Raw genomic sequence first — 24,619 nt, forward strand, 5'->3', positions numbered from 1 at the left:
GCTTAGATCCATTAAACTGCGTAATATGCGCCGCCGGCAAATCCGGCATACGTATTGACGCTGAGCGCGGTTCGAATAGTGAAAGCGGGAGGAATGAATATGATAAGAGACAGAAAACGTAGCCGATGGCTGGTTCTACCCTTAACTCTGTGCCTGGTGATCAGTGCATTCACGGTCACGGCATTTGCAGAGGAAACGGTGGACACAACACCGCTTGGCAGCGGAGGGAATTCGGTGATAGTCGGAACCTGGGATGAACTAAAAAGTGAAGTGGAAAAGGTGGACGGAGCAGCGGAAATACGTGTGGACAGCGAGCTCACTGCTGATAGTGTAATCACTGTTGGAAGAACAGTAGCCATATGCTCAGAGGGAGGCCCTTTTACCATCACCCGCGGTGACGGCTTCAAAGGAAATTTCTTTGCGGTTAAAACCTCAAAGGTTGACCTGTCGTTATCCAATATCGTGTTGGACGGCAATGGAGGTACGGTAAGCGAATGCAGCCAGCTGGTTCTGGTGAACAATGGAGCCAATCTGACATTGAAGGCGGGAGCCGTACTGCAAAATAACAATGCCAGCCCGGCCGGCGGCGGGGTGTACGTATATGGGGCCTCCATCACGATGGAGGACAGCAGCAGCGTCATCGGGAACACCTCTCTGACCGGCAGCGGCGGGGTGGCAGTGACCACCGGAAGCCGCTTCACGATGAACGGCGGCAGCATTACCGGGAATACTATGAACGGAAATTCGATGAGCTACGGCGGCGGAGTTGCTGTAAGCAACGTGAGCTCGTTTACGATGTCGGGAGGAACGATCTCGAATAACACCTCCAAGACCAGCGGCGGCGGGGTGTATGTAAACAACAGCGGCTTTACGATGGTGGCAGGCATGATCACGGACAACAAAGCGACGAACACCGACGGCTGGGGCGGCGGAGTGTTTGTGACCCATTCTGCTGTCTTCACTATGGAAGGCGGCAGTATTACCGGCAACGTATCCAGCGCTGGCGGAGGCGGGGTGGCGGTCACTGCCTTAGCGACAAACTTCACGGGTGAATTTGATATGCAGGGCGGCACTGTCGCCGGCAATACACTCAGCGACCCGGCTAAGAGGGGCACTGAGGTTTATGCGGATACGGATATCAATCTCTCTGGGGAGGTCCAGATCGGCGCCGGTAAGAAGGGAGCCTTTCTTGACGGCGGACTTTTCCGGGTAGGCCCGGATGGATTGAAGGGAGACAGCTGGGTCTTTATCGAGGAGATGGGTGGCGCGGCTGAGAATAGTTTTGTCGCCACCAAGGCCGGTACAGCCTCCGAAGCAGAGGCGGCTTACTTCACTTATCTGTCCGGCGCCTTTGTCGTGGTACCGAACGTTGAGGGCTATGTGCTGAAAGCGAAAGAAGCCCCTTCCCTTACCGGTCCGGATACCATGTCTCTGGAATATGGCTATGCGGCTTCAGTCTCGGAAGAGTTCACTGTCACCGGAGTTCCGGCACCTGTGGTCAAAAAGACATCCGGCAGTGACTCCATCACCTGGGACGATGGGGCGAAAAAATTGAATATAGCCGCCGGACTGGACGCAGGAACCTATCCGGTCACTCTAGTGGCAAGCAACGGAGTAGAACCGGATGCGCCCCATATCTTTACACTGACGGTGAAGGGAAAAGCGCCCGCGATCACCGGTCCGGATGCCATGTCTCTGAAGTATGGCTACGCGGCTTCAGTCTCGGAAGAGTTCACTGTCACCGGAGCTCCGGCACCTGTGGTCAAAAAGACATCCGGCAGTGACTCCATCACCTGGGACGATGGAGCGAAAAAACTGAAAATAGCGGCCGGACTGGAAGCAGGAATCTATCCGGTCACTCTAACGGCAAGCAACGGAGTAGAACCGGATGCGTCCCATATCTTTACACTGACGGTCAGCGCTCCTGTACTTCCAGATACCTATAGCCTAAGCTTCGATGCAGACGGCGGCAGTCCGGTTCCCGCAGTGCAGACTCTGGAAAGCGGCGCGGCACCCGCAGCAGTGGCTGACCCTGTAAAAAATGGGTATACCTTCTTGGGCTGGTATGACGATGCGGATAAAAAGGTGGATCTGTCTGCCTTCCGGATGCCGGAAAAAAATGTACTGCTGAAAGCAAAATGGGAGATGGCTGATGTCCCGAAGGCGGATTATAAACTGACTGTAGAAAATGGAACGGGCGGCGGCAGGTACGAGGCCGGCCGAAAGGTAACCATTCAGGCAACCGTGCCGAAGGGAAAGGTATTTGTGAGATGGGAGATCAACTCCGGAACAGGCGCGCTGGAGAAGGCGGACAGCAGAAAGACAGTCTTCACCATGAGTGAAAGTGATGCAGTGGTCAGGGCGGTGTTTCGGAATTCCACCACACCGCAGACGGGAGATCATACAAACGTAACAGTTTGGCTGGCGCTGCTGTTTGCGGCCCTTGCAGGCTGCACTGTACTGCTGGTCTTCCGGAAGCACCGCTGTGGAAAACGTCATTGACGATCCGGCAGTTTTCGGAATGCCCGGTTAGCTTGACCAGACAGAAAAAAGGAGCTGTAAAAAAACTCCCCAAACAGAAAGAACGCTGAGGTCGTAAGACTTCAGCGTTTTTTTGGTATAATTAATTATGCAACTAACTAATCTTACCAATAATAATAATATTTCTTCTCTGCGCGATATCAAAAAATTCTTAAAGCTCCCCCATACGGTTAATTATTTCTTTGTAGAATTTTTCTCTGTTTTCTCCTGCGCACACGGTATCCAGTATGATTCCGTCTTTTAGGAAGATGATTTTTTTGCAGTGGCTTGCCAGCTGGGGGTCGTGGGTTACCATGACGATTGTTTTCTGGAAGTCTCTGTTGATTGTTTCGAGAGCGTTTATGACTATGCTGCCGGATTTGGAATCCAGATTGCCTGTGGGCTCGTCGGCCAGGATGAGATCAGGGTCATTTACGAGGGCTCGGCAGATTGCGGTTCTTTGTTTTTCTCCGCCCGACAGTTCATAAGGGTTCTTTTTCATAAGATGCTCTATTCCGAATTTTGCAGCGTATGCCCTTGCCGCTTTTTTCATTTTTTCGGGCTTTTCTTTCCCGAGTATCATGGGAAGCATGATGTTTTCTTCTACAGACAGGCTGTCCATCAGGTAAAAATCCTGAAAAATGAAGCCGAGTTCTTTTTGTCTGATTTCTGCCAGTTCATCCCCGAAGAGTTCTTCTGTATCTTTTCCTTTAAAGTATACTTTTCCAGACGTCGGCTTATCGATCAGTCCAAGGACCTTTAGCAGCGTCGTTTTTCCACAGCCTGATTTTCCCATGATGCCGACAAAGTCGTGTTCCTCCACCCCGAAATTTAGGTTTTTCAATACTTTTACGTCCTCGTCTGAATTTTTCAGCATCGACTTTCGATAGTTGCGGACCAGATCTTTTACTTCAATAGCGTTCATGCTTTGTTTCCTCCTCCATTTTCCTTACAAGATAATGCGACAGCAGTAAGGCGCCAGTCACGATAACTATAATATATATGGCAAATACAAATGCCCATGTCTTCCAGTATGTATAGTCGCCGTATTTGGCGGGTTCGAAGATCCAGCCGTAGCATCCGAGGTATACAAGCCCCATCCCCCCGCCGAAAAGCAGAGGTATCTTTATACTGCTGTAGATTTCCTTTTTTACCGTCTTCCTTCTGCGTCCCCGTTTCATCCCCATACAATAGAAGAACGCATCCTGCCGCCTGTAGAATTCCATTGTGGAAAATCCTTTCAGCCCAATCAGGAACAGACAGCTGATTATAAGGGCAAGTATGATAATGATACGGCTTGCAAAGTTAAAAGTATTCTGCATTTTCAGACCTTCCAGAAAGTGATCCGTGACCGTCAGGTTATCCACCTCAATCGTGTACACATCATTCTTTATTCCTTCCCTATTTTCATATTCCATTAAGTCTTCCGCTGCACTTTCCCGCACCGCTTCCGGAATATGCATCAGCACGAGGAGGTTCTGCTCATCCCTGGCCTGCCTGATCTGTTTCCACTCTTTTTCAAAATAATCATCCGAAAATACAAGCACATTGGAATGCCAGCCATCCATACTATATTTTCCAACTGCCGGCTGCACAACCAGTTCTTTTATATTCGTCTTACGATACTCTTCTTTATTGTACTGGTCCCCGCTCATGGCATAAGTCCCGAACTCTTCATGATACCTTCCGATATGGATAATGTCTGTCATCGAAAGGATACCTTTCTTTGATTCCCTGTCCAGATATTTTATATATTGATCCGCATATAAGATCTCATCACCTTTCAGTGATATCTCATGGCCAGTAATCGCTTCATACGTGCTCTCAGAGATTCCGATCTGCTGCACCGTATTTCTGCCGGTAACCATAAACATCGGATACTGTTCGGCTTTGACATTGTATTTTTCTTTAAAATCTTTGATGTACCCCCCGTCTTTTTCCGCCGCACACCAGACGGCATCATATGGGTACCCCTGTGCGTCCGGTGTAAGCGGGAGAGACTCAGCAATCTGCCCCGCGAGATAGCCGATCGCCATAAAATGAATGAGCGCTAGACCATACATGATCAGATAATTTGAGCTGTACTGGTGGTACAGCTGGCTTAAATGCAGCAGATTCCGAAAATAAAAGCGCTGACGCTTTTTCAGAAATTCCAGAAACAGTCCTACCCCGAAATACAAGAGGAAGAAGATTGAAATGGCCCAAATGATAATCGCACGATAGGGCCCCACACCATTGTCTTTCTTGTAGACATATATTCCTGCAATACAAAGAATAATGCCGACAGCTGTAAGAATGAGCCATTTCCCTTTCGGGCGGATTTCCTCTTTCTGCTTATCCTCGGCAAGATCCGATACATTTTTTTCCCCAATCATAACCATAATAGAAAAAAGTGCTGCCGCCATAATCACAAGACTTAAAAGCACTGTATTCCGATATATTGCAAATGGTACATTCATATGTATATGGTAGGTACTGTCTATTTTCCCCAGTACCTTCTGGCATCCATACAGAAGGCCGTTCCCGAAAACCAGCCCAACTGCAAGTGACATAAAGACCCCCGCCCCGGATTCCGTCAGAAGCATCAGAAAAACCATTTTTCTTTTCATTCCGAGAGTCAGGAACATCCCATAATCCCGCACCCTCACCTTCATATAATATTTCATGGAAAAAACCATAATAAAAATACTAATTACAATGATAATGGCCGCCGCAATTTTAAATTCACTGTCCACGACATACCGGATTACGCTGTCGAAAATTCCTCTGGAAAGCGAATCCTTCAAAGACAGGAATGTAAAAAGCATGGCAATTGCCATCAGCTCACCGGCGAAAAACAACACGTAGTTTTTTAAATTGTACTTAAAATTCTTGATAATAATTTTAAAAAGCATTTCTCTCCTCCCCGTTCAGAAACAACACCCAAAAACATTCTGCCTATAAATACAAAAGCACTTCCGCGGCAAACCGCCCTCTTCCGCTGTCCAGTTTTAATGTACCGTTATTTTTATCCACCATCCTCTGTACACTGTACAGGCCAATGCCGTGCTTCTCCCTGTCCTTCTTGGTGCTTAAAAATCTTCCATTCTTCTTTACCACCGGTTCCTTGCAGCTGTTCTCAATCCTGATATACAGAATGCTTTCATCCGCCCGCAGAAAAATATTCATCCATTTTTCCTGAGTTTTCACCGCCCCCTGAACTGCATTCTCCAGAAGATTCCCAAGAATTGCAGTGAGGTCAAAGGCTTTTACCGAAATCTCCCTGGGCACTTCTACTTTCCATATAATCTCAATTCCGTTTTCCTTTGCCTGCTTAATCACGTAATTCAGAATACTGTCTATTTCTTTTTTTCCAGTGAAAACATACTCCTTCGTCTGCTCCAGATATCCTTCAATCTCCTCAATATAGCGGAGTACAGGCATATCCTGACTGTCTCTTGCAAGACCTCCCAGCACAATCAGGTGATGGCGGATATCATGCCGGAACACCCTCATCTGGCTCTGTGCATCCGCCATAATCTGAAGCTGGTTATCATATGCCTCTATCTGTTTTTCCAGACTCTTCTCCCTGCGGCTTTTTCTGCTCCATCGTATGTATATAACCAGTACTGCCGAACAAGAAATTAGAAAAAACACCAGAAACACTGCCAAAATGATTACAAATCTGCCGCCCATCTGCTACAGCTTCCTCCATAACTGCATCATCCGGTCCCGCACCTCTTTCCTGTGAGGCCGGCTGATGCTCAGTTCATCTCCATTGGTCATAACAATAGATTCATAGTTATACTGCCTGATATACCTTATATTTACCACGAAGGATTTGTGTATCATTAAAAACCCTCTGCTTAACTGCTTCAAAACCTGGTCCAGCTTCCCATAAAACATCGGATACTTCTCCTCCCCCACTGACTGCAGCTTCACCTGACGCCCCTCACTGGAAAAATACAAAATCTCCTCATAAGGAACCCGGTAAAAATTCTGTCCTGACTGGTATTCAAAAACCTCACGCCCGATATTTGAGAGTTCAAGAAAAACCTTCATCACCTTTTCTACACTCTCATATCCGGCCGGCTTCACCAGAAAGTCCAGCGGACGCATCTGAAAAAGTTCAAGGGCATAGTATGTCTTAGAAGAAATATACACAATCTGCGTCTTCTGGTCCTGACAAACACTCCTGATATGCCGGCCAATCTCAACCCCATTCAGGTCAGGCAGCTCTATATCCAGAAATATCATGTCAAACATTACCTCCCCCAGCCTGCCCACAAAATCCATCCCCAGATAAAAGCGCTCCACAGCTATGTCCACATCCGCCGATTCCCCGAACCGCACCAGATACGTTTCAATCTCTTCACATGTAATCACTTCATCATCGCATACAGCTATACGATACATGTCCATCCCCCATCCCTGACCGATAAATGTTATATTTTGATTATACCATACAAGTCAGGCGTCCTCAGATTACACTTTTTACAAAAACATAGCCCTTTTATTACAAATAGAAGTAATAGTTGACGAGCTTTAGCCTCGGAAACGAATGGGGACGCTTGCCTTGGGGCGGGGATCTTTCCTGCCGTCCTGATGAACCAGCTAATGTGAAGGGGAGTCCGGCGGCCTGCGGGGCAGGGGAACTGGTTCAAGTCCGTTAAGTAAGCTGTAGAAGATGTTGGAGAAAACGGAAGAGGAAGGGAGGGCAGAATTTGTTTCCGAAACAAATTTTGTTGCCGCCTGAGGTGCAAAAACATCAGTTTTTGGGCCGAATGCGGCATGTCCCTCCCTTCCTCTTCCGTTTTCTCCTACAGCTTCTAAGCGAAACGCCCGGACTTGAACCAGCCCCCCCTGCCCCGCAGGCCGCCGGACTCCCCTTCGCATTAGCGCCCCCCCTTTCTTTTTCAGTGGATTTTTTCTTTTTTTGTGTTATGCTTATTGTATTAAGTTTGAGGTGAATACTATTGAAGAAATTATTTTTTAGAAATCTGGGAGTCACTCTGTTGTGCCTGATTATAGCTACCGCTCTTTCTTTTTTATTTTTCCATTTCGGGCGCGGGAACTCTGCTAATATTGCCCTGATCTACATACTCGCCCTGATTCTGACTGCCTTGAATACGCAGGGGTATCTCTTCGGTATTTTTGCATCGCTGTTCTGTGTTGCGGCGGTTAATGTGTTTTTTACTTATCCGTTTTTCAAAATGGATTTTTCGCTGGACGGATATCCGGTTACTTTTGTGGGTATGCTTGCAATCAGCCTGATTACGAGTACTACTACGACACGCATGAAGAAGCAGAAGGCGATTCTGGAAGAACGGGATAAGAAGCTGGCGGAGGCGGATAAGGAACGGATCCGGGCGAATCTGCTCAGGGCTATTTCCCATGATCTGCGCACGCCCCTTACAAGTATCATTGGATCATCTGCATCTTTTATGGAGGATTATGAAGAGCTGACAGAGGAAGACCGGCTCGAGCTGGTGTCCAATATTAACGAAGATGCGCACTGGCTTTTGAATATGGTTGAGAACCTGCTGACTGTCACGAGGATACAGAATGATTCCGGCAAGGTCAGGAAGTCGCTGGAAGTCGTTGAAGAAGTAGTCGGGGAGGCTATCAACCGTGTCAGGAAGCGCCATCCGGATCTGGTGGTTAACGTCGACATGCCGGAAGACTTTTTAATGATACCAATGGATGCCACTTTGATCGAACAGGTCATGATCAATCTGCTTGAGAATGCTTTTCTTCATTCGGGGAGCAATGCCCCTGTTAATCTGGTTATTGAGAATCAGGAGGACCAGGTTGCTTTCCATATACGGGATTACGGGATCGGGCTGGATGAAGCCCAGATTCCTTATATTTTTGAAGGGAAATACCATAGCGATAACACAGACAGCTACCGGGGAATCGGGATAGGCCTTTCTATCTGCAAAACGATTATAACCGCGCATGACGGCACCATCTGCGCCTCCAATCATGAAAAAGGGGCCGAATTTACATTTATTTTACCAAAGGAAAAGGAGACAGAAGATGACGCATAAATTTACCGTGTTGATAATAGAAGATGAAAAAAATATTCTGGCTTTCGTTGGCAAAGTTTTGAAGAAGCATGAATACAGAGTTCTCTGTGCTGACAACGGCTCGGAAGGCCTGAACCTGATCCATTCCCAATGCCCGGATGTCATTCTGCTTGATCTCGGGCTCCCGGATATGGACGGCATTTCGATCATCCGCGAAGTACGCACATGGACAAGTACCCCTATCATTGTTATATCCGCACGCTCCGCAGAAAAAGAGAAGGTCTCTGCACTTGACCTGGGCGCTGATGATTATATTACCAAACCATTCGGCACATCAGAACTGCTCGCCAGAATCCGCGCCTCACTGCGCCACAGCAACCGCCTGATTACAGACAGTACGCTTTATATACGCCCCTACCAGAGCGGGGGATTGTGTCTGGACTTTTCCAAACGGCTGCTGACAATAGACGGCAGAGAGATTCACCTCACACCGATTGAATACAAGATTGTCGCATTTCTCGCCCAGAATTCGGGAAAGGTCATGACTTATGCCTCCATTCTTTCAAATGTCTGGGGTCCTTATGCTGATGATGACAACAAAATCCTGAGGGTGAATATGGCTAATATACGCAGAAAACTGGAATCCGATCCCGCACAGCCCCAGTATATTTTCACAGAGGTCGGAGTCGGTTATCGCATGAAGGAAGATGAATTTGATACAGGCGATCCTGCACAAGACTGATGTTAAGAAGGCGCTAAGGTTCCTGCAAAAACCTTTCCTGTCTGATGTTTATGTTCTAAAATGAGTTCATAGCAATTAAGGGAACCAATAAAGGAGCGTACACACATGGACACAGGAAATATTGTAATGATTTTACTCATGGTTATCGGCGGTTCAGCCGGTATACTTTCTACCTTATATCTGGCCGTTAGTTTTCCGGCCGTCATCCTCTGGAAGATATACCGTAAAATCCGTTATGGTTATGCCTTAACTGACTAAAACTGCCTCACTATTTCTCATATTCCCGAAGAGAGCCGGAAACGCAATTGTTTCCGGCTCTCTTTATATATCCATTCCGACTACAACCAACCCGATTTACAGCGCAGACAAAATTATTACCCCTATAATGGTTCCTAGGATTATTCTTGTATAACTTCTAACGGACCAACGGCCCGTTCCGCGTCTTTTTATTCTGATACATTCTCTCATCGGCAAGCTCCAGCAAAGAGTGGTAATTATCCCCCTCTTCCGGATATAAAGCGTACCCCATAGAAAAATGGACAGTAATCTCTACATGATCATCCAATGCTACGGTATACCCGTCCTGGTCGGCAGTTATATCTTTAATAATACTGTCAATCTCGCCTTTGTCAGGACAGTCATATATGCACAATACGAATTCATCTCCTCCCAGACGAGCAGCAACCGCATTGCCGTGATGATATGTTTCAATCACCCCGGCTATTTTTTTCAGGTACAGGTCACCGCCTCTGTGCCCGTAAAGATCATTTGTTTCTTTCAGCTTGTCAGCATCTATCATGATCAATGCACTATAATTCAGCGGCTTTCCATTCATGAAAATTTCATCCATTTTTGCATAGAATGCCCGCCTGTTAAACAATCCGGTCAGCGACTCGATATCCCGTTCCTGCTCGATATGCCGCTTTTCCCGTACTTCCTGTGTTACATCAATCAAAATAGCCAGATTACTTTCTTCGTATGTAAACTCCTCAAACCTGACATACCGTTCTACAGTTCCCGGCAGTCTATAGATATTATCTGACTGGTGTAATGCATTTTTCTTAAGCTGTTGTTCTTTTTGGGGAATCAGTTCCGGGTGCCCCAATATATAGTTATACTCTTCATCTGTCAGCATCAGTATATCCCTGACCCGGCTGGTTGCCACAACACGTTTAGAACCCGGAGTATATTCATAGAGACCAATCGGAATCCTTGACAGTTCTAACGCGATAGACATCTTTTTAGTGGAACTCAATACACTCTTTAACATTGCATTAATATGGGTACTAAGTTCGGCCAGCTCAGGAACCGCATCTTCACTGAACAGGATATCGGTACCGCCCTGTTCGATTTCATATAATTTTTTATTAATAGCGATGATCCCTTTTACAATTTTCCGGTCTAAATAAATATAAATAAAAATGATTGCAAGTACAGACAAGAATACAATATCAGTAGCTAAGAGCCATGTGTCTGTCAGCACCTGCTTATACAGTGACGATTCCAGATAGGTTCTTGCCAGAATCAGGGAATCCGAATCCTTGATGGCGCAGTAATTTTTCCTGCCCTCAATGGTCGGGTGGGCAACGGTTAATTTACCTGAATGGCCATCCAGCTCCAGCCCCAGTTCTTCCGCATTCTTTCCTATGTATTCGGGGGCAGTACAGCTGACAATTTCATAACTGTCAGGATCAATTGCATACAATACCGTTGCGCTGTCGGTCGGAATCAGGGAAAAGACCGAGGAAAAGGTTCTGCCCTCCATTGCCTTCAAAACTCTTTGTGGCTCCAGCCCAATCTGTACGATTCCGCTGCCATCCTCCATCCACACCGCCGCATACTGCATCAGCTTTTGTTCTGCCGTGTTCGGGGTTATATCCTGACACAATTCAAGTGAGTGGTCTTCCAGCATCGGGAGAAAAAACTTCATCTGCTCTCCTGAGTTAAAGTTGTAATGGTAATATTCCGGATGTGTGCCGGCATATATTTCACCTTCTGTATTAAAAAAATGGATCTCATCAACCTGTAATAATTCTGCTACCCCTATCGCTTCCTCCCGGCTGTTAATCACTTCGGGATAATGCTGCGCCACATAAGCAGCCATCCGCGCCCGTATCAGACAGTCATCCGCGAAATCAGATTTGATCTGTGCCAGATCCTGCTCATTCTTCTTTATCATATTCTCAATCTGCCAGAATAAATCTGCAGATTTCTCTTCTACATTGCTGTGGATAAGCTGGATCCGAAGCACATAATTTATAAGCAAAGTAAACAGCATAACGATAGAAATAACGATAATCAATGCTTTTGTTATACTTTTTTTCAATCTGCAATTCCTCCTCATAAAACCATTATATAGAGGTTTTCCCAAAATTAACAGACCAGTTTTCAAAAACATCGATAGAAAGTGGTTTTGAATAGATATACCCCTGAACCATACCGCATTTTATCTCTCGCAGACAGGTGAGTTGTTCCTTTGTCTCAATCCCTTCTGCTACAACAGAAATATTTAATGAATCGGCAAGCCTGACAAGACTGGATATAATTTTCCATGATTTCTCATTCATTGTATCGGCAAAAAACTGTCTGTCCAACTTAATTGTATCTACATCAAACTCGTTTAGTAGTGCAAGGGAGGAGTATCCAAAACCAAAATCATCCAAAGAACATAGAAAACCATGTTTATGCATGTCCTGTATTACTTTCTTTACCAGAATAATCTGCTGTGTATCAAAAAACACCGATTCGAGCATCTCAAATTCAATGATTCCATCTGGAATCTGGTATTTTTCCTTTATTGCCACAAATTCTTTCAGAAAATCAGGATTCTTCATGTGGAGTCTTGACAGATTGACAGAGATAGGAATGACCGTTTTCTTCTCTTTGAACCACCGTTGTACTAACTTACATACCTCCTCAAACATATAAATATCTAATGTACATATTTTACCATTTGATTCAAACAGGGGAATAAAATCTGAAGGATAAATCATACCACGTTCCGGATGAATCCACCTGACCAGTGCCTCTGCCCCGCCCAGCATCTGATTCTCCAGACGGATCTTGGGCTGAAGGTAAATCTGGAAATCATGGTTTTGGATCGATTCCTCGAATAACCCGTTTAATTCAGCCTCCCGGTTCATTTTGATGACTAATTGATTATTGAAAAAGGCGCAGATTTCCTCCCCTGTCTGGTGTTCACAGGCTGCAATTGCCCTTCCGACTATAATTTTGATATCCAGTTCCGGCTCCTCAACAATGTATACCCCCTGTGCCAGATTGATTATATAATGAACATTTTCCCTCCCGTTAAAAGAAGCAATATCATTGACGATTTCCTCCAGCCTTGAATGCACCTGTCCCTTCCTATTCTCATGCAGGCACAGGAAAAAATGATCTGTTTCACCTCTGGCCACAATTTCATCTTCCTGCAGATGACGTTCAATCACAGTATAAATATATTTGAGCGTTTCATTCCCCGCTTCCGTCCCAAAATTCTCGTTAATGTGCTTAAAGCCCCGGATATTAATAAACACAATAGAATAAGTGCAAGGAGCACTGTGTTTCAATAGCTGCCTGCATTTTAATTGGAAGGCATTGATATTATTTCCCTCTGTTAAGGGATCTGTAAAGGCCATCTTTAACAATGCCTTCCGGTTTTTCCTGCTGATATAAACGATGCAGCCCAGTATGAGAAGAAATGCGATGCCGATTCCGGCAATGACAGTATTTAAAAGATATAGATTATTTAGTCCCATTTTGATCCACCCTGCCTAAATTGTGATTTTATTTTATCATGGCAGATTATAAAATCCAACACAAAATCTGTGCACGTATACATATAGCTGACCATCATTGATTTTTCCCTGTTTATATTTTACAATAATAAAAATATACCGTAACAGGGAGTACTTTAGCATGAAAATGAAACAAACTTTATTCGAGCGCGTCTACAACGACCTTCATGAGCAAATCGTAACGCAGCGTCTGCCTTACGGAACCCACCTCCCCTCTATGAGGATTCTGTGTGACTCTTACCATGTCGGAATCCGCACGGTCAAAGATGTGATGGCCCGTCTGAAAATGGAGGGATATATCCGTACAGAAGAACGGAAACCCGCTGTCGTCATTTATAACGAATTAAATACAAATAAAAATGCGGCCGTCCAGTCCATTTTGGAATATAAAACATGTATATTAGATGTCGCCGACACCATGTTCCTGATCATGCCTTCCCTCCTTTCGTTCTCAGCCCGTGCATGCAGCGATTATGATCTGGGAAAATAGAAGACCGTATATAAAAATCTGGACAGGAAAAGGCCTGCTGCCAAAACAAAAACCTTTTTATCATTTTTGTACGATCTGCTAAAGTGTTCAAACAATCTTTTACTGGGAGATTTATATACGAGTCTTGAGCTATATGCGAAAATACCGCTCTTACAAAGTTTTAATGAATTAAAAGACCTCTCGATGTCCCATCCCGAATTTGACGGCGTGAAACAGCCTATGGAAGCGCTTCTTAACCGGGATGTCCCAGAAATTGAGAAACGTCTTGAAGTAATGTATGAAGCTGTCAGGCATGGAATCCGGCATCAGCTCGGACGCCTGTCCCGGGAGTTCCCCGATATCAAGGAAAGGGATTCCACTGATTTTACATTTGACGTGCGGTATGAAAGAAATGCTTTCTATATCCAGATTGTGCGTGACCTGATTGATAAAATCGGTGCCGGCATGTACCCCGCAGGATCTTATCTGCCACCTGAAGCAGTGCTGGCTAAGAATTACCAAGTCTGTGTTTCCACAGTACGCAGGGCACTGGCTATGTTAAACGAGATCGGTTTTGCCAAAACATTTAACGCTAAAGGCACCATGATCGTCTGGCAGGAAGATGAATCAATTATACAGTGTATGAAAAACAAGACTTTAAAGTTGGAAACCATGCTGTATCTGAGTGGTTTACAGCTTATGGCAATTCTTATCAAACCCGCTTCGGCTCTGGCATTTCCACATATTACGAAAGCCGATACAGACAATCTGCTTTGCCGGATGGATCACCCGGATTTTATCCTTTTTGAAGGGATGATTCAATGCATTATTGACAACCAGACACTGCCGCCGTTAAAAATTATATTGGAAAGTATCGGTGAGCTGATTATCGGAGGATATTATTACTCCATGTTTTATGACGGACCTTCAAGCGATGAAGCCTTTACCCGGACAGCCAAAGCCGCGTTTCGGAGTCTCTGTGATGGGAACGTTCATGAATTTTCTTCTAACCTGTCACAATGCTATTGCCATATTTTGACCTATGTACGTGATTATATGGTAAAGTGCGGACTTTCGGAAGCACAGAAAATCATAACACCTTAAATTTATACGGGACACCGCGATTCTCTCGAATCACGATGCCCCGTATTTTTAGCATTGAGCCTTATATCTGCGGATCATATCTTTCATAGCCGGTACGTCTTCATGCAGCTTTAAAATTGTACTGCCTACAAAAGCAGCATCGCCGCCCGCGTCTTTTACCATTTTTACATCCTCCGGAGCATGCACACCAACGCCGCAGTAGATCGGGCGCTCGATTCCGCAGTCTCTTAAATGCTTTATACATGATTCCAGTGTCGGGTAGTCCGGGTTGATATTTCCGTTTGGTTTTGCCTGCATATATACGAATCCGTTCGATGCTTTTGCAGACTCAATTTCTTCGGGGAGCATATGGAACTGTACATAACAGGAAACTTTCAGTCCGCCCTCCATAATCTGGTTTTTGATTTTCTCATCTTTCAGGCCGACAAGGAGAACATCCTCGAAATCATTTTCCCGGCAGAACTGTATAAAGCGGTCTGCTCCAATTTCCTCCACAGTGTTCTCATACGCAAGAACGAGGAAGTGTACTTCCGGAAGCCGTTCCTTGAGGCGAACCATGCTTTCCATATATTTTTCATAGTCATCACAGACTTCCAGCGCTTTTGCCATTCTGTCTGCTATATAGTCGCCTTCCAGATATGGGTCCCTGGACGGAAAGTCGATCTCCATCATGCGGCACCCTGCGTCTGCATATTCGATTGCTGTTGAAAAGCTGCTTTCCAGTGTCGGATAGCCGTTGGATAAGTATAAGATTATCTCCATATTTATTCTCCTTTATATGCCTTAATAAATAATTCTTTGAATTCTTCAATGGTCGGGATGATCGGGTTTGTTTTGGTGCAGCCGTCAGCCTTTGCCATCTCTGCCATTTCTTCCAGAATGGACATGTATTTATCCTCGTCCGGTATAATTTCTTTGAATGAAGACGGGATATTTAATTCTTTGTTCAGTTCTTCTACCATGACTGCCAGATCTTCCCCGCCTGCTTTTGCGGCGAACTCCTTATAAATGCCCGCAGCCCTCTCATCGCCTGTATTATAGCGGATGATGTATGGAAGCAGCATCGCATCTCCCAGACCGTGGGCGGTATGGAAATAACTCCCCAGTGTATGTGCCATTGAATGTACGATTCCGAGGGATACATTTGTAAATGCGATTCCTGCTGTCATGGATGCGTTCAGCATAATTTCCCTTGCCACCATGTCATTGCCGTCTTTGAATGCCTTCGGAAGGTTCTCCATAATATCGAGAGCCGCCTGCGTTGCCAGAATGTTGCCCAGATAGTTTGCACGAGTTGACGCAAGTGCCTCCAGGGCATGTGTCAATGCATCCATTCCTGTCTCTGCCGTGATTCTTGGCGGCATGGAACGGGTCACCTCAGGATCGCAGATTGCGATGTCCGGCATCATTTCCATGTTTCCGACACCATGCTTGATTCCGGTTTCTGTATCGGAAATTACAACAGAACGGGATACTTCGCTTGCAGTCCCGGCCGTGGACGGGATACAGCAGAAAAGGGCTTTTTCCCTCAGTTTCGGGAATTCATTCGGAGGAAGGATTGCTTCCAGAGAATCCAGCTCGGGATGCTCGTAATATACCCACATCGTCTTGGCCGCGTCCATGACAGAGCCGCCGCCCAGTGCGATAATCAGGTCCGGCCCAAATGTAAGCATTTCTTTTGCACCGCGCATAACAGTCGCGAAGGATGGGTCCGGTTCTACCCCTTCGATCACCTGTGATTCGGCATTGATTTCTGAGAGGTATCCTTTTACTTTGTCAAGAATTCCGCTTTTTACCATACTGCTTCCGCCGATTACAATAGAAGTTTTCTTTATGTTTAAAGCTTTTATATGTTCCAGGCAGCCTTCACCGAACATAAGCTGGCTTCCTGCTAATTTCATTGGTCTCATCATAATAAATCATCCTCTTTTCTTTTTATTTCAGTCCGTCCATAACTTCTTTGACCAGATCGTAGGAAATCGGGTTCGTCAGGATCCCGCCCTCTTTCAGGCTGGAACCAATGATTGCGCCGTCTGCCGTCTCCATCTGTGCCTTAATATTGGAAGCCTTGACGCCGCTTCCTGCAAGTACCGGAACCTTCACAACCTTTTTTACACGAGCAATCATATCGAGAGGTGTTTCCTCACCGATTACACTTCCCGTTACGATAATTCCGTCTGCCCCGTTGTCAGCCGCTTCTTTTGCGGACTGTTCGATTGTGATGTACGGAAGCAGCATATGTGCATGCTTCACCTGAACATCGGCCAGAATCTTAACGTGCTCCAGACCGAGCTGTTTTCTAAAGTCAATACATTCTTTCGCAACCGGATTGATAATTCCGTCCGTAAACACAACCGTATCGACAAATACCGGAATCCTGACAAAATCAGCTCCTGCCATACCCGCGATCGAAAGCGATGCCTTGCAGTCATTGAACGCCGCATCAATCCCAATCGGAATCTTCACACTCTGCCTTACTGCATATGCCGCAGCCGACAGGGCCGCAACCTGAGCAGTTGACAACAGCGCAGTAAACGGAGTATCCCCCATATTTTCCACAATCAGCGCATCCACTCCCGCTTTCTCCAATGTAATGGCATCCCTGACCGCATGATCTATAATCTTATCAAAGTCCCCGTCAAATCCTGCAGTTCCGGGCAACGGAAGGCAATGTACCATACCAATCACTGTCGTGTCCCCAACCCTTAAAATTTCCTGACTACTCATCGTCTGTCACCTTTCCTTCCTTTAACCTTTCTTTTAAACTTCTTTTTAATCAAATTATTGAATATGTAATTTAAACAATTCGGCCTCAGTCCCACGAGAAAGTACGTTTTTCACCCGAATTGTCAGAATTGCCGGTATACGGTCCGCAAAGGGGTCTGACCCCTATGAACAACTGAACCTATAAATACCCTCTAATGCTACGCGGCAGAGCAGGTCTTCTGCATCTGTCCGTGCCTGCCCCTGAAGTGTTTCTTTCAGGTTCTCCAGTACGGTTGTCATCGTTACGACGCATGTCCTGACTCCCATGAGCCTTCCGACTGTGAGCATACAGGAGGATTCCATGTCAATCCCTGTTACTTTCAGCTTCTTCAGTTCTTCGAATGTCTCTGTCATGTCGCGTCCCCACTCGAGTGAGAACCGGGAATCATGCATCTTACTGTAGAATCCGTCCATTGTGCAGTTCAGGCCGTTTCGGTATTCGGCCCCCATGTCGGTTACGGTCTGGTTCATGCAGTTTACCAGATCAATATCTGCAACGGCCGGATATGTCATGTCCACGTAGGATGAACTGGTTCCTTCTCTTCTCATTGCGGCAATCGGGATAACGAATTTCCCGAGCATGTCATCCTGAAGCGCCATGACGGTTCCCATGCGCACTGCCACTTCCATACCGGATTCGTACATTTCCTCCATCGCGATTGCTGCGGACGGGGCTCCTATCCCAGTACTGGTTACTGTGATCTGCACACCTTTGTATGTTCCGGTGTAGGTGTTGAATTCTCTCTTGAATGCCACCTTCTGCGGATCATCCAGATATTGCTTCAGTACTTCTACTCTCCAGGGGTCCCCGGAAAATAATACATATTTTGATATATTAGACTTATCAGCCCCTAAATATAATGTACTCATGACTGTCCTCCCTTTTTCACCTGTCTGTATTTCTCTAAAAATGCGTCTTCCGCCGGCAGGTTTGTACAGCAGCCTTCTTTCTGCAGAACAAACCAGGACAGTACGCTTCCCATAACACAGCATTCCTTCGGTGTCTCACCGTTCAGGTACCCATAGAGGAATCCCGCCATATAGGAGTCGCCGGACCCTGTCGCGTCTACGACATGCTCTACCGGGCAGATTCCGATCTGTTCAATCTTTACTCCGTCTTTTGTCCGCTCATAGCAGATGCTGCCGTCCTTGCCCATCGTCGTTACGATGATGTCCACCTCACCGATCTCAAAGAGCTCTGTAATATCTTTAAATCCATACAGTTCCTCAATAATGCCGCGCTCTACTTCGTTTGTAAAAATGATCCTGCTGCCCGTGAGCAGTTCCTTTAAAAATTCCTCCGGAAATGCATCAAAATCGTCTTTCATCCCGAATACCACCGGCACATCGTACTCCCTGCATTTCCTGAAAAACACTTCGTTATCCTGTCTGGAAGCGACCGTTATAACCCCGAGCTTCGCATTCTCAAACAGGGCATCATCCATCTCCCCCGCAAACTTCCCATCCATTGACCCCGGATAGAAAATCGTGATATGGTCGTTATTGTTATCCTGCAGAAGATAGCATATGGAAGTAATCTCATCCTCTAAAACAGAAATCCCATCCAGAGGCACGCCGCCGTCTTCCAGAAACTTTTTAAAACCATTGCTTTCATAGTCGCCGCCCACCCGCAGGACCGGAAGGGACTTCTTCCCCAGCCTGCACAGCGCATAGGCGATATTGACGGAACAGCCGCCGTACTGGATCTGGCTGTTGTTTTTATTTGTAACCAGAGAAGTAAAGCCGATCTTCGCAGGCGAGGCTATTTTAATGATATGGTCCATGCTGACATATCCACTGGTAATCACGTCATACTCTTTCATACTTGTTATTCCTTTCCTGCAGGCATTATAAGGTACCCTCATCCAGCATTTTAAATAATGTCTCACTGTCAATCACATGGCCCAGATATTTATCAATATCCTCCAGATGTACACGGTTGACAGTCTCCGAATTCGTTGCCACACAGTCACTGATTACGTATCCCTCATAATCGAGATAAAATGCATCCGTAACGGTAGCCCTGATGCAGCAGTTCGTTTTCGTGCCGACAATAATCACATTTTTCACATCATTTTCTCTAAGGACAAGGTCAAGGTCTGTTGCAAAAAATCCGCTGTACCGCCTTTTTTTAATCACATAGTCGGACTCCTCTACAGGAAGCATCGGGTCGATCTCCTCCCCGCCGCTGCCTTCGATGCAGTTCGGACGCATGGCTGCCGCTTTTCTGTCGAATTTCCCCTTCCGGTTGCAGTGCTGGAGATATACAACAAGTACATCCTTTTCCCTGCACTTATCTAAAACCCGTTTGATCTTCGGCAGGATTTCCCGGTTCTGCGGGTAAAATACAAGTCCGTCCGGGTCCGTAAAATCCTTTACCATATCCACGATCAGCAGTGCTGTCTTTCCCATACATGCCCCTCCATTCTTTTTACATTTAAAGTTCATTCTTAAATCCGCGCACCTTGACATTTTTGTATTTCACGATTGAAACTACCGCAAGCACTGTTACCATGATGATATATGGAATGATATCGAACAGTCCTGCTGCCGGTCCTGCATAGATACTTAAGTTTACGGCCAGTGACCTCGCAACACCAAACAAAATCGCATAGAGTGACGATAATACCGGTTTCCCCTGTCCGCAGTAGATTGCCGCGATTGCGATAAACCCACGGCCCGCCGTCATATCATTGGTATAAAGGCCGAGGCGCTCTACCGAGAGGTTCACACCTGCCAGAGCACAGCAGAAGGCACCGATCAGGACTGCTGCATATTTATAAAAGTTTGTTTTGATACCAAGGCTCTTCGCAGAATCTTCATTCTCACCGACAACCCGTACATAGATTCCAAACTTCGTCTTATACATCAGAACTGCAAACGCGGCTATTCCGATAAATGCCAGATACGTGATCGGCGGATGGCCGCTTAAGATTGCCCCAATGATTGGGATATCTTTAATCAACGGAATATTAATCTTAAACTTCGCAATATTCACATTCGTCAGGTTGATGTTCGCCGTCTCCATCATCTTCATGACAAAACCTGCAATCGCAGGGGCAATCAGGTTGATGGCAAGACCTACGACGATGACATTTCCTTTATAAGTAATGCCCATAACAGAGAATACCAGTCCGTAAACCAGTGTACTTAAAATCGCCAGAATAACTGCCAGGGCCAGATTCCCGGTAAAGAACATCACCAGTGTGGAAATGAATGCACCGTTTAGCATCATACCTTCCAGTGCGATATTCAGCACGTTCGCCTTATATGCGAACATACCACCTATTACGCAGAGGATAATCGGCGTACTGTGATACACAGTATCATACAAAATGTTGTTAATCAGTTCCATTATGCAGCCTCCTCCCTTTTCTTTGCACTCTTCTTACGGAAAGAAAAATTCGTCCGCTCGGAGATGAATTTCACCGCCAGGAAGAGGATGATCAGTCCCTGGATCAGTGCCACAATTTCTTTCGGAACACTCGTGTACATGTTGATATTATCGCTTCCTGTCTTTAATGCTGCATAGAAGATGGCCGCAATCAGGATTCCTCCCGGGGAATGTCCGCCCAGAAGCGCAATCAGCATACCATCCCAGCCAAGCCCCGGTGTTCCGGAAAAACTTAATGTATACTTGAACTGTTCACTCATCATATAGCCTGATCCGGCAAGTCCTGCCAAAGCCCCGCTGATCAGCATCAGAATAATCGTCTTCTTAGCCACATTCATGCCGGCCGCCTCAGCAAATTCAGGATTCTTTCCGATTGCTGTCAGCTCATACCCAAGCTTTGATTTCTTCATCACAATATACATAATAATTAATACAATAATCGCTATCACAAAAAACATTGTCAGACGGGAGCGCCCGAATCTGGAAAACATCGCGCTCTCCTGAATGGTCGGTGTCGCAACATAACCGGAGCTCAAGTCACGGAAAACGCCTGTGGAAAGGTATTCCAGTGCTTTTGCCATTGCGTAGTTCAGCATCAGCGTTACTACCATCTCATTTACCTTGCACTTCGCCTTCAAAAGCGCCGGGATCAGGGCAAACGCCATACCGCAGAGGATACCGACTGCGAAACAGATGACTTTATGTACTAGCGGATTCATTCCGGTAATATACGCACCCGCGATTCCTGCAAAGAAACCACCCAGCAGCATCTGGCCTTCCACCCCCATGTTATAGAGATTTGCTTTGAACGTCACTGCGATTGCCAGACCTGTAAGGATCAGCGGTGATGCATAGTGGAGCGTATTCATAAATCCCGTGGAAGATAAAAATGACTTTTTCAGAAGTATCCAGTAAGTTTCCAGCGGATTCTCCCCGATGCATGCAATGACAATTCCTCCGATAATAAAGGCCAGCAGAATCGGCAGAACTGAATTGATTATATTCCTTAAAATATTTCCTTTTTTATTCATGAGCTGCCCCCTTTTCCCCCGGCTGGATACCTGCCATCAGAAGTCCGATACTTGCCGTCGTCACTTCATCCTGACAAACACGTCCGGAGATTTTCCCTTTATACATAACGATCATGTTATCTGAAAGGCTTAAGATTTCTGAAAGTTCACTGGATACCAGAATTACAGCGTTTCCCTCATCCCTGAACTTTAAAATCTGTTTGTGGATAAATTCGATGGAACCGATATCTACACCTCGGGTAGGCTGACAGGCAATCAGAAGCTTCGGGCCCGCAGACAGTTCTCTGGCAACAATGATCTTCTGCGCATTTCCCCCTGACAGGCTGGATACATTCCCGTTCAGGTCGCCGATACGGATATCAAATTCCTCGATATATTTGTCCCTCTTTGCCCGGATGGCCTTCTGGTCAAAGATCCCCCTTTTGCAGACATCCGGACTCCCGTGGTATCCTGCAATACAGTTCTCCGATATATTCATATCCCCGCAGAGTCCCTGCGCATAACGGTCCTCCGGAATGATGCCAACCCCGGATTTCCGGAGCTGTGCCGGCCAGTCATTGGTCACATCTTTTCCAAGAAATGTTACCGTTCCCTTTGTGGACTCCATCAGTCCGGTCATCAGCTTTACAAGCTCCGACTGTCCGTTTCCTTCCACACCTGCTACTCCCAGTATTTCTCCTTTATGGACTTTGAAGGAAATCTCAGATACGACTTCTTTTCCGTAGTCATTGATCGTAGACAGGTCCTTCACTTCATATATGACTTCATCCGCTATTGGTTCTTTTCTCTCATTATTTACGGTCAGTACAACATTTCTTCCGACCATCATCTGTGCAAGCTCCGCCTCGTTGGTATCTTTCGTCTTCACATGTCCGATGACCTTCCCCTGCTTGATGACGGTAATGCTGTCGCTTAATTCCATGACCTCGCGCAACTTATGTGTGATTACAATAATCGTCTTTCCCTGTTTCTTCATGTTCTTCAGGCTGACCATGAGGTCATCTACTTCCTGCGGTGTCAGCACTGCCGTAGGCTCATCCAGTATCAGGATGTCGACATTACGGTAAAGCATCTTCAGAATCTCTACCCTCTGTCTTCCGCCTACTGAGATATCCTCGATCTTATCGAGGGGATTTAACTCAAAATGATATTCGTCTATTAACTTCTGTACCTTTTCAATCTCTGTCTTTGAATCTACAAAAGGGGATTTCCCCTTCTTTATCTCAACACCAAGCAAAATATTCTCATACACGGTGAGGCTGGGCACCAGCTTAAAATGCTGATGCACCATACCGATCCCATTTGCTATTGCATCAATGGGGCTGTTCATCTGAACCTCTTTGCCGCGGATCAGGATTTTCCCACTGGTTGGCTGCAATAAGCCGTAGAGCATATTCATAAGTGTCGACTTTCCGGCGCCGTTCTCACCGACGATACATTTGATTTCCTGTTCTTCCACACTCAGGCTTATCTTGTCATTAGCCGTGAAATCGCCGAACTTTTTTGTCAGATCAACCACTTCTATCATGCTCATTTATGTACCCTCATTTCTTATTTACTTAATTGTTACATTCTTGCATGTGCCCGGGTCGAATTCTTCGCCAACCTGTGCATTTGTTACCTTGATTGTCCCATCAGCAATCTGTGCCTTCAGGTCATCAATGTATGTCATGATCTCATCCCATTTTGCCTGTGCCTCATCTGTATCAGCCAGGGCATTTTTGATCTGAGTCAGGTCTGTGATATCTGTTGCGCCTGATGCAAGTGAGAATGTCTGAAGTCTGTCAATGTCATTGATTTTTCCGTCCACATATGCCTTTGTGATATCAAATACCGGAACAGATGTATTCTTAATAACACTTGTCAGGATATATCCCGGCTGCATATCGTCTTTGTCTGCATCTACGTGGATTGCCAGCTTTCCGTCTTCTTTTGCCTTAGATGCAACACCGTCTCCAACGCTTCCTGCCACTGCGTATACGAGGTTTGCCCCCTGGTTATAATAAGTTCCTGCCACTGTGCTTCCTGTTGCCGGATCAGCGAATCCTGCATCATATTTTGCATAGTAGTCATAATTTACTCCAAGGTCTTCAGCTGCCTTGTTGATTCCTTCAACAAATCCATAAGAAAATACTGTGATACCGTTTGAATTGGTTCCGCCTACGAATCCGATTGCACGTCCGCCTTTGTCAAGGTCCGTGAACTTATAATTTTCAGCCGGGAACAGTACATCTTTGTTCTCAAGCACCTGTACGCCGAGTGCCCCTGCTATGTAAGAAGCCTCATGCACATCAAACAGTGCACAAATAACATTATCATGGATTACATTGCCGCTCTCATCTACGTTCGGGTTGTCATTGACACAGACAAATGTTGTATCCGGGTACATCTCTGCAATTGGTTCTGAACCGCCGACTCCTTTAATCAAAGCATCGAAATCGTATTCCAGGTTAAAGATAACATTGTATCCATCTTCCGCCAGTGTCTCAAGTGCAGCCGGGATTCCGTTCGTAGGCTCAACTACCTTGTACTCTACTCCCAGTTCATCAGCCGCTTTCTTAGCGCCTTCTACTGCAGTCTGATTGTAACCGTTGTCATTCTGTCCTGCGGAATCACAGACGATTGCAATCTTCACATCACTTTTCTTGCCGGAGTCCGCGCTCTTTTCGTCCTTGCTTCCTCCGCCGCAGGCTGTCAGACAGCCTACTGTCATAGCCGCTGCTAATAACACACTCAACACTTTTCTGCTTTTTTTCATAATGTTCCTCCTTTTTCTTTCACATCTTGA

General features: G+C 45.9%; 23 protein-coding genes. 7 read left to right on the forward strand and 16 right to left on the reverse strand.

Annotated features, from left to right (window positions below):
• Positions 1 to 99: 99 nt before the first annotated feature.
• The gene (locus DWX43_RS11760) at positions 100 to 2,502 is read left to right on the forward strand and encodes an InlB B-repeat-containing protein (RefSeq protein ID WP_182440675.1); all 2,403 of its coding nucleotides are present in this window, start codon (positions 100 to 102) and stop codon (positions 2,500 to 2,502) included.
• Positions 2,503 to 2,692: 190 nt separating this feature from the next.
• Here the strand turns inward: DWX43_RS11760 and DWX43_RS11765 are convergent, their stop codons facing one another.
• From DWX43_RS11765 to DWX43_RS11780, 4 genes are read right to left on the reverse strand one after another with little or no spacing between them, the layout of a single operon-like run.
• Positions 2,693 to 3,445 (reverse strand): ABC transporter ATP-binding protein, encoded by a 753-nt coding sequence (locus DWX43_RS11765; protein ID WP_109732675.1) that lies wholly within the window; start codon positions 3,443 to 3,445, stop codon positions 2,693 to 2,695.
• The gene (locus DWX43_RS11770; RefSeq protein WP_118620400.1) at positions 3,432 to 5,414 is read right to left on the reverse strand and encodes an ABC transporter permease; all 1,983 of its coding nucleotides are present in this window, start codon (positions 5,412 to 5,414) and stop codon (positions 3,432 to 3,434) included. Before DWX43_RS11770 ends, DWX43_RS11765 begins: the two co-directional genes overlap by 14 nt.
• Before the next feature lie 43 nt (positions 5,415 to 5,457).
• Positions 5,458 to 6,195 carry an ATP-binding protein gene (locus DWX43_RS11775; RefSeq protein ID WP_109732677.1) on the reverse strand — a complete coding sequence of 246 codons (738 nt, stop codon included), beginning with the start codon at positions 6,193 to 6,195 and terminating at the stop codon, positions 5,458 to 5,460.
• A gap of 3 nt (positions 6,196 to 6,198) precedes the next feature.
• Complete coding sequence (locus DWX43_RS11780) at positions 6,199 to 6,915, reverse strand: LytTR family DNA-binding domain-containing protein (RefSeq protein ID WP_182440676.1); 717 nt, start codon at positions 6,913 to 6,915, stop codon at positions 6,199 to 6,201.
• Between the two features lie 119 nt (positions 6,916 to 7,034).
• Between DWX43_RS11780 and DWX43_RS26955 the strand changes: the two genes are divergently transcribed.
• The 4 genes from DWX43_RS26955 (at position 7,035) to DWX43_RS26960 (ending at position 9,528) form a co-directional block, all read left to right on the forward strand.
• Positions 7,035 to 7,172: a hypothetical protein gene (locus DWX43_RS26955; RefSeq protein WP_182440677.1), complete on the forward strand. Its 138-nt coding sequence runs from the start codon at positions 7,035 to 7,037 to the stop codon at positions 7,170 to 7,172.
• Between the two features lie 303 nt (positions 7,173 to 7,475).
• Positions 7,476 to 8,549: a DUF4118 domain-containing protein gene (locus tag DWX43_RS11790; RefSeq protein ID WP_118620403.1), complete on the forward strand. Its 1,074-nt coding sequence runs from the start codon at positions 7,476 to 7,478 to the stop codon at positions 8,547 to 8,549.
• Positions 8,539 to 9,270, forward strand: a complete 732-nt coding sequence (locus DWX43_RS11795) for a response regulator transcription factor (RefSeq protein ID WP_118620404.1) — start codon at positions 8,539 to 8,541, stop codon at positions 9,268 to 9,270. Before DWX43_RS11790 ends, DWX43_RS11795 begins: the two co-directional genes overlap by 11 nt.
• Positions 9,271 to 9,375: 105 nt before the next feature.
• Positions 9,376 to 9,528: a hypothetical protein gene (locus DWX43_RS26960; RefSeq protein ID WP_181368782.1), complete on the forward strand. Its 153-nt coding sequence runs from the start codon at positions 9,376 to 9,378 to the stop codon at positions 9,526 to 9,528.
• A 157-nt stretch (positions 9,529 to 9,685) separates the two neighbouring features.
• On the opposite strand, the gene DWX43_RS11800 is transcribed toward DWX43_RS26960, so the two are convergent.
• Positions 9,686 to 11,596 carry a GGDEF domain-containing protein gene (locus DWX43_RS11800; RefSeq protein ID WP_182440678.1) on the reverse strand — a complete coding sequence of 637 codons (1,911 nt, stop codon included), beginning with the start codon at positions 11,594 to 11,596 and terminating at the stop codon, positions 9,686 to 9,688.
• A gap of 25 nt (positions 11,597 to 11,621) precedes the next feature.
• Positions 11,622 to 13,028 (reverse strand): EAL domain-containing protein, encoded by a 1,407-nt coding sequence (locus DWX43_RS11805; protein ID WP_118620406.1) that lies wholly within the window; start codon positions 13,026 to 13,028, stop codon positions 11,622 to 11,624.
• A 160-nt stretch (positions 13,029 to 13,188) separates the two neighbouring features.
• Between DWX43_RS11805 and DWX43_RS11810 the strand changes: the two genes are divergently transcribed.
• Together DWX43_RS11810 and DWX43_RS11815 are read left to right on the forward strand one after the other, a co-directional pair.
• Positions 13,189 to 13,557 (forward strand): GntR family transcriptional regulator, encoded by a 369-nt coding sequence (locus DWX43_RS11810; protein ID WP_118620407.1) that lies wholly within the window; start codon positions 13,189 to 13,191, stop codon positions 13,555 to 13,557.
• Positions 13,558 to 13,740: 183 nt separating this feature from the next.
• A complete protein-coding gene (locus DWX43_RS11815) occupies positions 13,741 to 14,640 on the forward strand; it encodes a GntR family transcriptional regulator (protein ID WP_118620408.1) in 900 nt (299 codons plus the stop codon).
• A 48-nt stretch (positions 14,641 to 14,688) separates the two neighbouring features.
• Here DWX43_RS11815 and DWX43_RS11820 read toward each other — a convergent pair whose 3' ends face one another.
• From DWX43_RS11820 to DWX43_RS11865, 10 genes are all read right to left on the reverse strand, one after another.
• Positions 14,689 to 15,402 (reverse strand): tryptophan synthase subunit alpha, encoded by a 714-nt coding sequence (locus DWX43_RS11820; protein WP_109732685.1) that lies wholly within the window; start codon positions 15,400 to 15,402, stop codon positions 14,689 to 14,691.
• Positions 15,403 to 15,404: 2 nt separating this feature from the next.
• Complete coding sequence (locus DWX43_RS11825) at positions 15,405 to 16,553, reverse strand: iron-containing alcohol dehydrogenase (protein WP_118620409.1); 1,149 nt, start codon at positions 16,551 to 16,553, stop codon at positions 15,405 to 15,407.
• 22 nt (positions 16,554 to 16,575) lie between these two features.
• Entirely contained in the window at positions 16,576 to 17,367 is a 792-nt protein-coding gene (locus DWX43_RS11830) for a BtpA/SgcQ family protein (RefSeq protein ID WP_109732687.1), read from the reverse strand.
• A gap of 162 nt (positions 17,368 to 17,529) precedes the next feature.
• Positions 17,530 to 18,276 (reverse strand): nucleoside phosphorylase, encoded by a 747-nt coding sequence (locus DWX43_RS11835; protein ID WP_109732688.1) that lies wholly within the window; start codon positions 18,274 to 18,276, stop codon positions 17,530 to 17,532.
• Positions 18,273 to 19,229: a PfkB family carbohydrate kinase gene (locus DWX43_RS11840; protein ID WP_109732689.1), complete on the reverse strand. Its 957-nt coding sequence runs from the start codon at positions 19,227 to 19,229 to the stop codon at positions 18,273 to 18,275. The genes DWX43_RS11835 and DWX43_RS11840 overlap by 4 nt, the downstream gene beginning before the upstream one ends.
• 25 nt (positions 19,230 to 19,254) lie before the next feature.
• On the reverse strand, positions 19,255 to 19,818 hold the full coding sequence (locus DWX43_RS11845) for an isochorismatase family cysteine hydrolase (RefSeq protein WP_109732690.1): 564 nt from the start codon (positions 19,816 to 19,818) through the stop codon (positions 19,255 to 19,257).
• Positions 19,819 to 19,843: 25 nt separating this feature from the next.
• The gene (locus DWX43_RS11850) at positions 19,844 to 20,761 is read right to left on the reverse strand and encodes an ABC transporter permease (RefSeq protein WP_109732691.1); all 918 of its coding nucleotides are present in this window, start codon (positions 20,759 to 20,761) and stop codon (positions 19,844 to 19,846) included.
• The gene (locus DWX43_RS11855) at positions 20,761 to 21,831 is read right to left on the reverse strand and encodes an ABC transporter permease (protein WP_109732692.1); all 1,071 of its coding nucleotides are present in this window, start codon (positions 21,829 to 21,831) and stop codon (positions 20,761 to 20,763) included. Before DWX43_RS11855 ends, DWX43_RS11850 begins: the two co-directional genes overlap by 1 nt.
• Positions 21,824 to 23,365 (reverse strand): ABC transporter ATP-binding protein, encoded by a 1,542-nt coding sequence (locus DWX43_RS11860; RefSeq protein ID WP_118620410.1) that lies wholly within the window; start codon positions 23,363 to 23,365, stop codon positions 21,824 to 21,826. Before DWX43_RS11860 ends, DWX43_RS11855 begins: the two co-directional genes overlap by 8 nt.
• A gap of 21 nt (positions 23,366 to 23,386) precedes the next feature.
• Positions 23,387 to 24,589 carry a BMP family ABC transporter substrate-binding protein gene (locus DWX43_RS11865; RefSeq protein ID WP_181368784.1) on the reverse strand — a complete coding sequence of 401 codons (1,203 nt, stop codon included), beginning with the start codon at positions 24,587 to 24,589 and terminating at the stop codon, positions 23,387 to 23,389.
• Positions 24,590 to 24,619: the final 30 nt, after the last annotated feature.

Source organism: Clostridium sp. AF19-22AC, assembly GCF_003479085.1.
GTDB lineage: Bacteria > Bacillota > Clostridia > Lachnospirales > Lachnospiraceae > Faecalicatena_A > Faecalicatena_A orotica.

What these genes read in the sequence shown, in the direction of transcription:
- DWX43_RS11795 (WP_118620404.1), top strand. Translation starts at nt 8,539, where the DNA reads ATGACGCATAAATTTACCGTGTTGATAATAGAAGATGAAAAAAATATT.
- DWX43_RS11840 (WP_109732689.1), bottom strand. Translation starts at nt 19,229, where the DNA reads ATGAAAGAGTATGACGTGATTACCAGTGGATATGTCAGCATGGACCAT.
- DWX43_RS11855 (WP_109732692.1), bottom strand. Translation starts at nt 21,831, where the DNA reads ATGAATAAAAAAGGAAATATTTTAAGGAATATAATCAATTCAGTTCTG.
- DWX43_RS11865 (WP_181368784.1), bottom strand. Translation starts at nt 24,589, where the DNA reads ATGAAAAAAAGCAGAAAAGTGTTGAGTGTGTTATTAGCAGCGGCTATG.
- DWX43_RS11765 (WP_109732675.1), bottom strand. Translation starts at nt 3,445, where the DNA reads ATGAACGCTATTGAAGTAAAAGATCTGGTCCGCAACTATCGAAAGTCG.
- DWX43_RS11810 (WP_118620407.1), top strand. Translation starts at nt 13,189, where the DNA reads ATGAAAATGAAACAAACTTTATTCGAGCGCGTCTACAACGACCTTCAT.
- DWX43_RS11830 (WP_109732687.1), bottom strand. Translation starts at nt 17,367, where the DNA reads ATGAGTAGTCAGGAAATTTTAAGGGTTGGGGACACGACAGTGATTGGT.
- DWX43_RS11760 (WP_182440675.1), top strand. Translation starts at nt 100, where the DNA reads ATGATAAGAGACAGAAAACGTAGCCGATGGCTGGTTCTACCCTTAACT.
- DWX43_RS11815 (WP_118620408.1), top strand. Translation starts at nt 13,741, where the DNA reads ATGTCCCATCCCGAATTTGACGGCGTGAAACAGCCTATGGAAGCGCTT.
- DWX43_RS11845 (WP_109732690.1), bottom strand. Translation starts at nt 19,818, where the DNA reads ATGGGAAAGACAGCACTGCTGATCGTGGATATGGTAAAGGATTTTACG.
- DWX43_RS11775 (WP_109732677.1), bottom strand. Translation starts at nt 6,195, where the DNA reads ATGGGCGGCAGATTTGTAATCATTTTGGCAGTGTTTCTGGTGTTTTTT.
- DWX43_RS11860 (WP_118620410.1), bottom strand. Translation starts at nt 23,365, where the DNA reads ATGAGCATGATAGAAGTGGTTGATCTGACAAAAAAGTTCGGCGATTTC.
- DWX43_RS11805 (WP_118620406.1), bottom strand. Translation starts at nt 13,028, where the DNA reads ATGGGACTAAATAATCTATATCTTTTAAATACTGTCATTGCCGGAATC.
- DWX43_RS11780 (WP_182440676.1), bottom strand. Translation starts at nt 6,915, where the DNA reads ATGTATCGTATAGCTGTATGCGATGATGAAGTGATTACATGTGAAGAG.
- DWX43_RS11835 (WP_109732688.1), bottom strand. Translation starts at nt 18,276, where the DNA reads ATGAGTACATTATATTTAGGGGCTGATAAGTCTAATATATCAAAATAT.
- DWX43_RS11825 (WP_118620409.1), bottom strand. Translation starts at nt 16,553, where the DNA reads ATGATGAGACCAATGAAATTAGCAGGAAGCCAGCTTATGTTCGGTGAA.
- DWX43_RS11820 (WP_109732685.1), bottom strand. Translation starts at nt 15,402, where the DNA reads ATGGAGATAATCTTATACTTATCCAACGGCTATCCGACACTGGAAAGC.
- DWX43_RS11770 (WP_118620400.1), bottom strand. Translation starts at nt 5,414, where the DNA reads ATGCTTTTTAAAATTATTATCAAGAATTTTAAGTACAATTTAAAAAAC.
- DWX43_RS26960 (WP_181368782.1), top strand. Translation starts at nt 9,376, where the DNA reads ATGGACACAGGAAATATTGTAATGATTTTACTCATGGTTATCGGCGGT.
- DWX43_RS11850 (WP_109732691.1), bottom strand. Translation starts at nt 20,761, where the DNA reads ATGGAACTGATTAACAACATTTTGTATGATACTGTGTATCACAGTACG.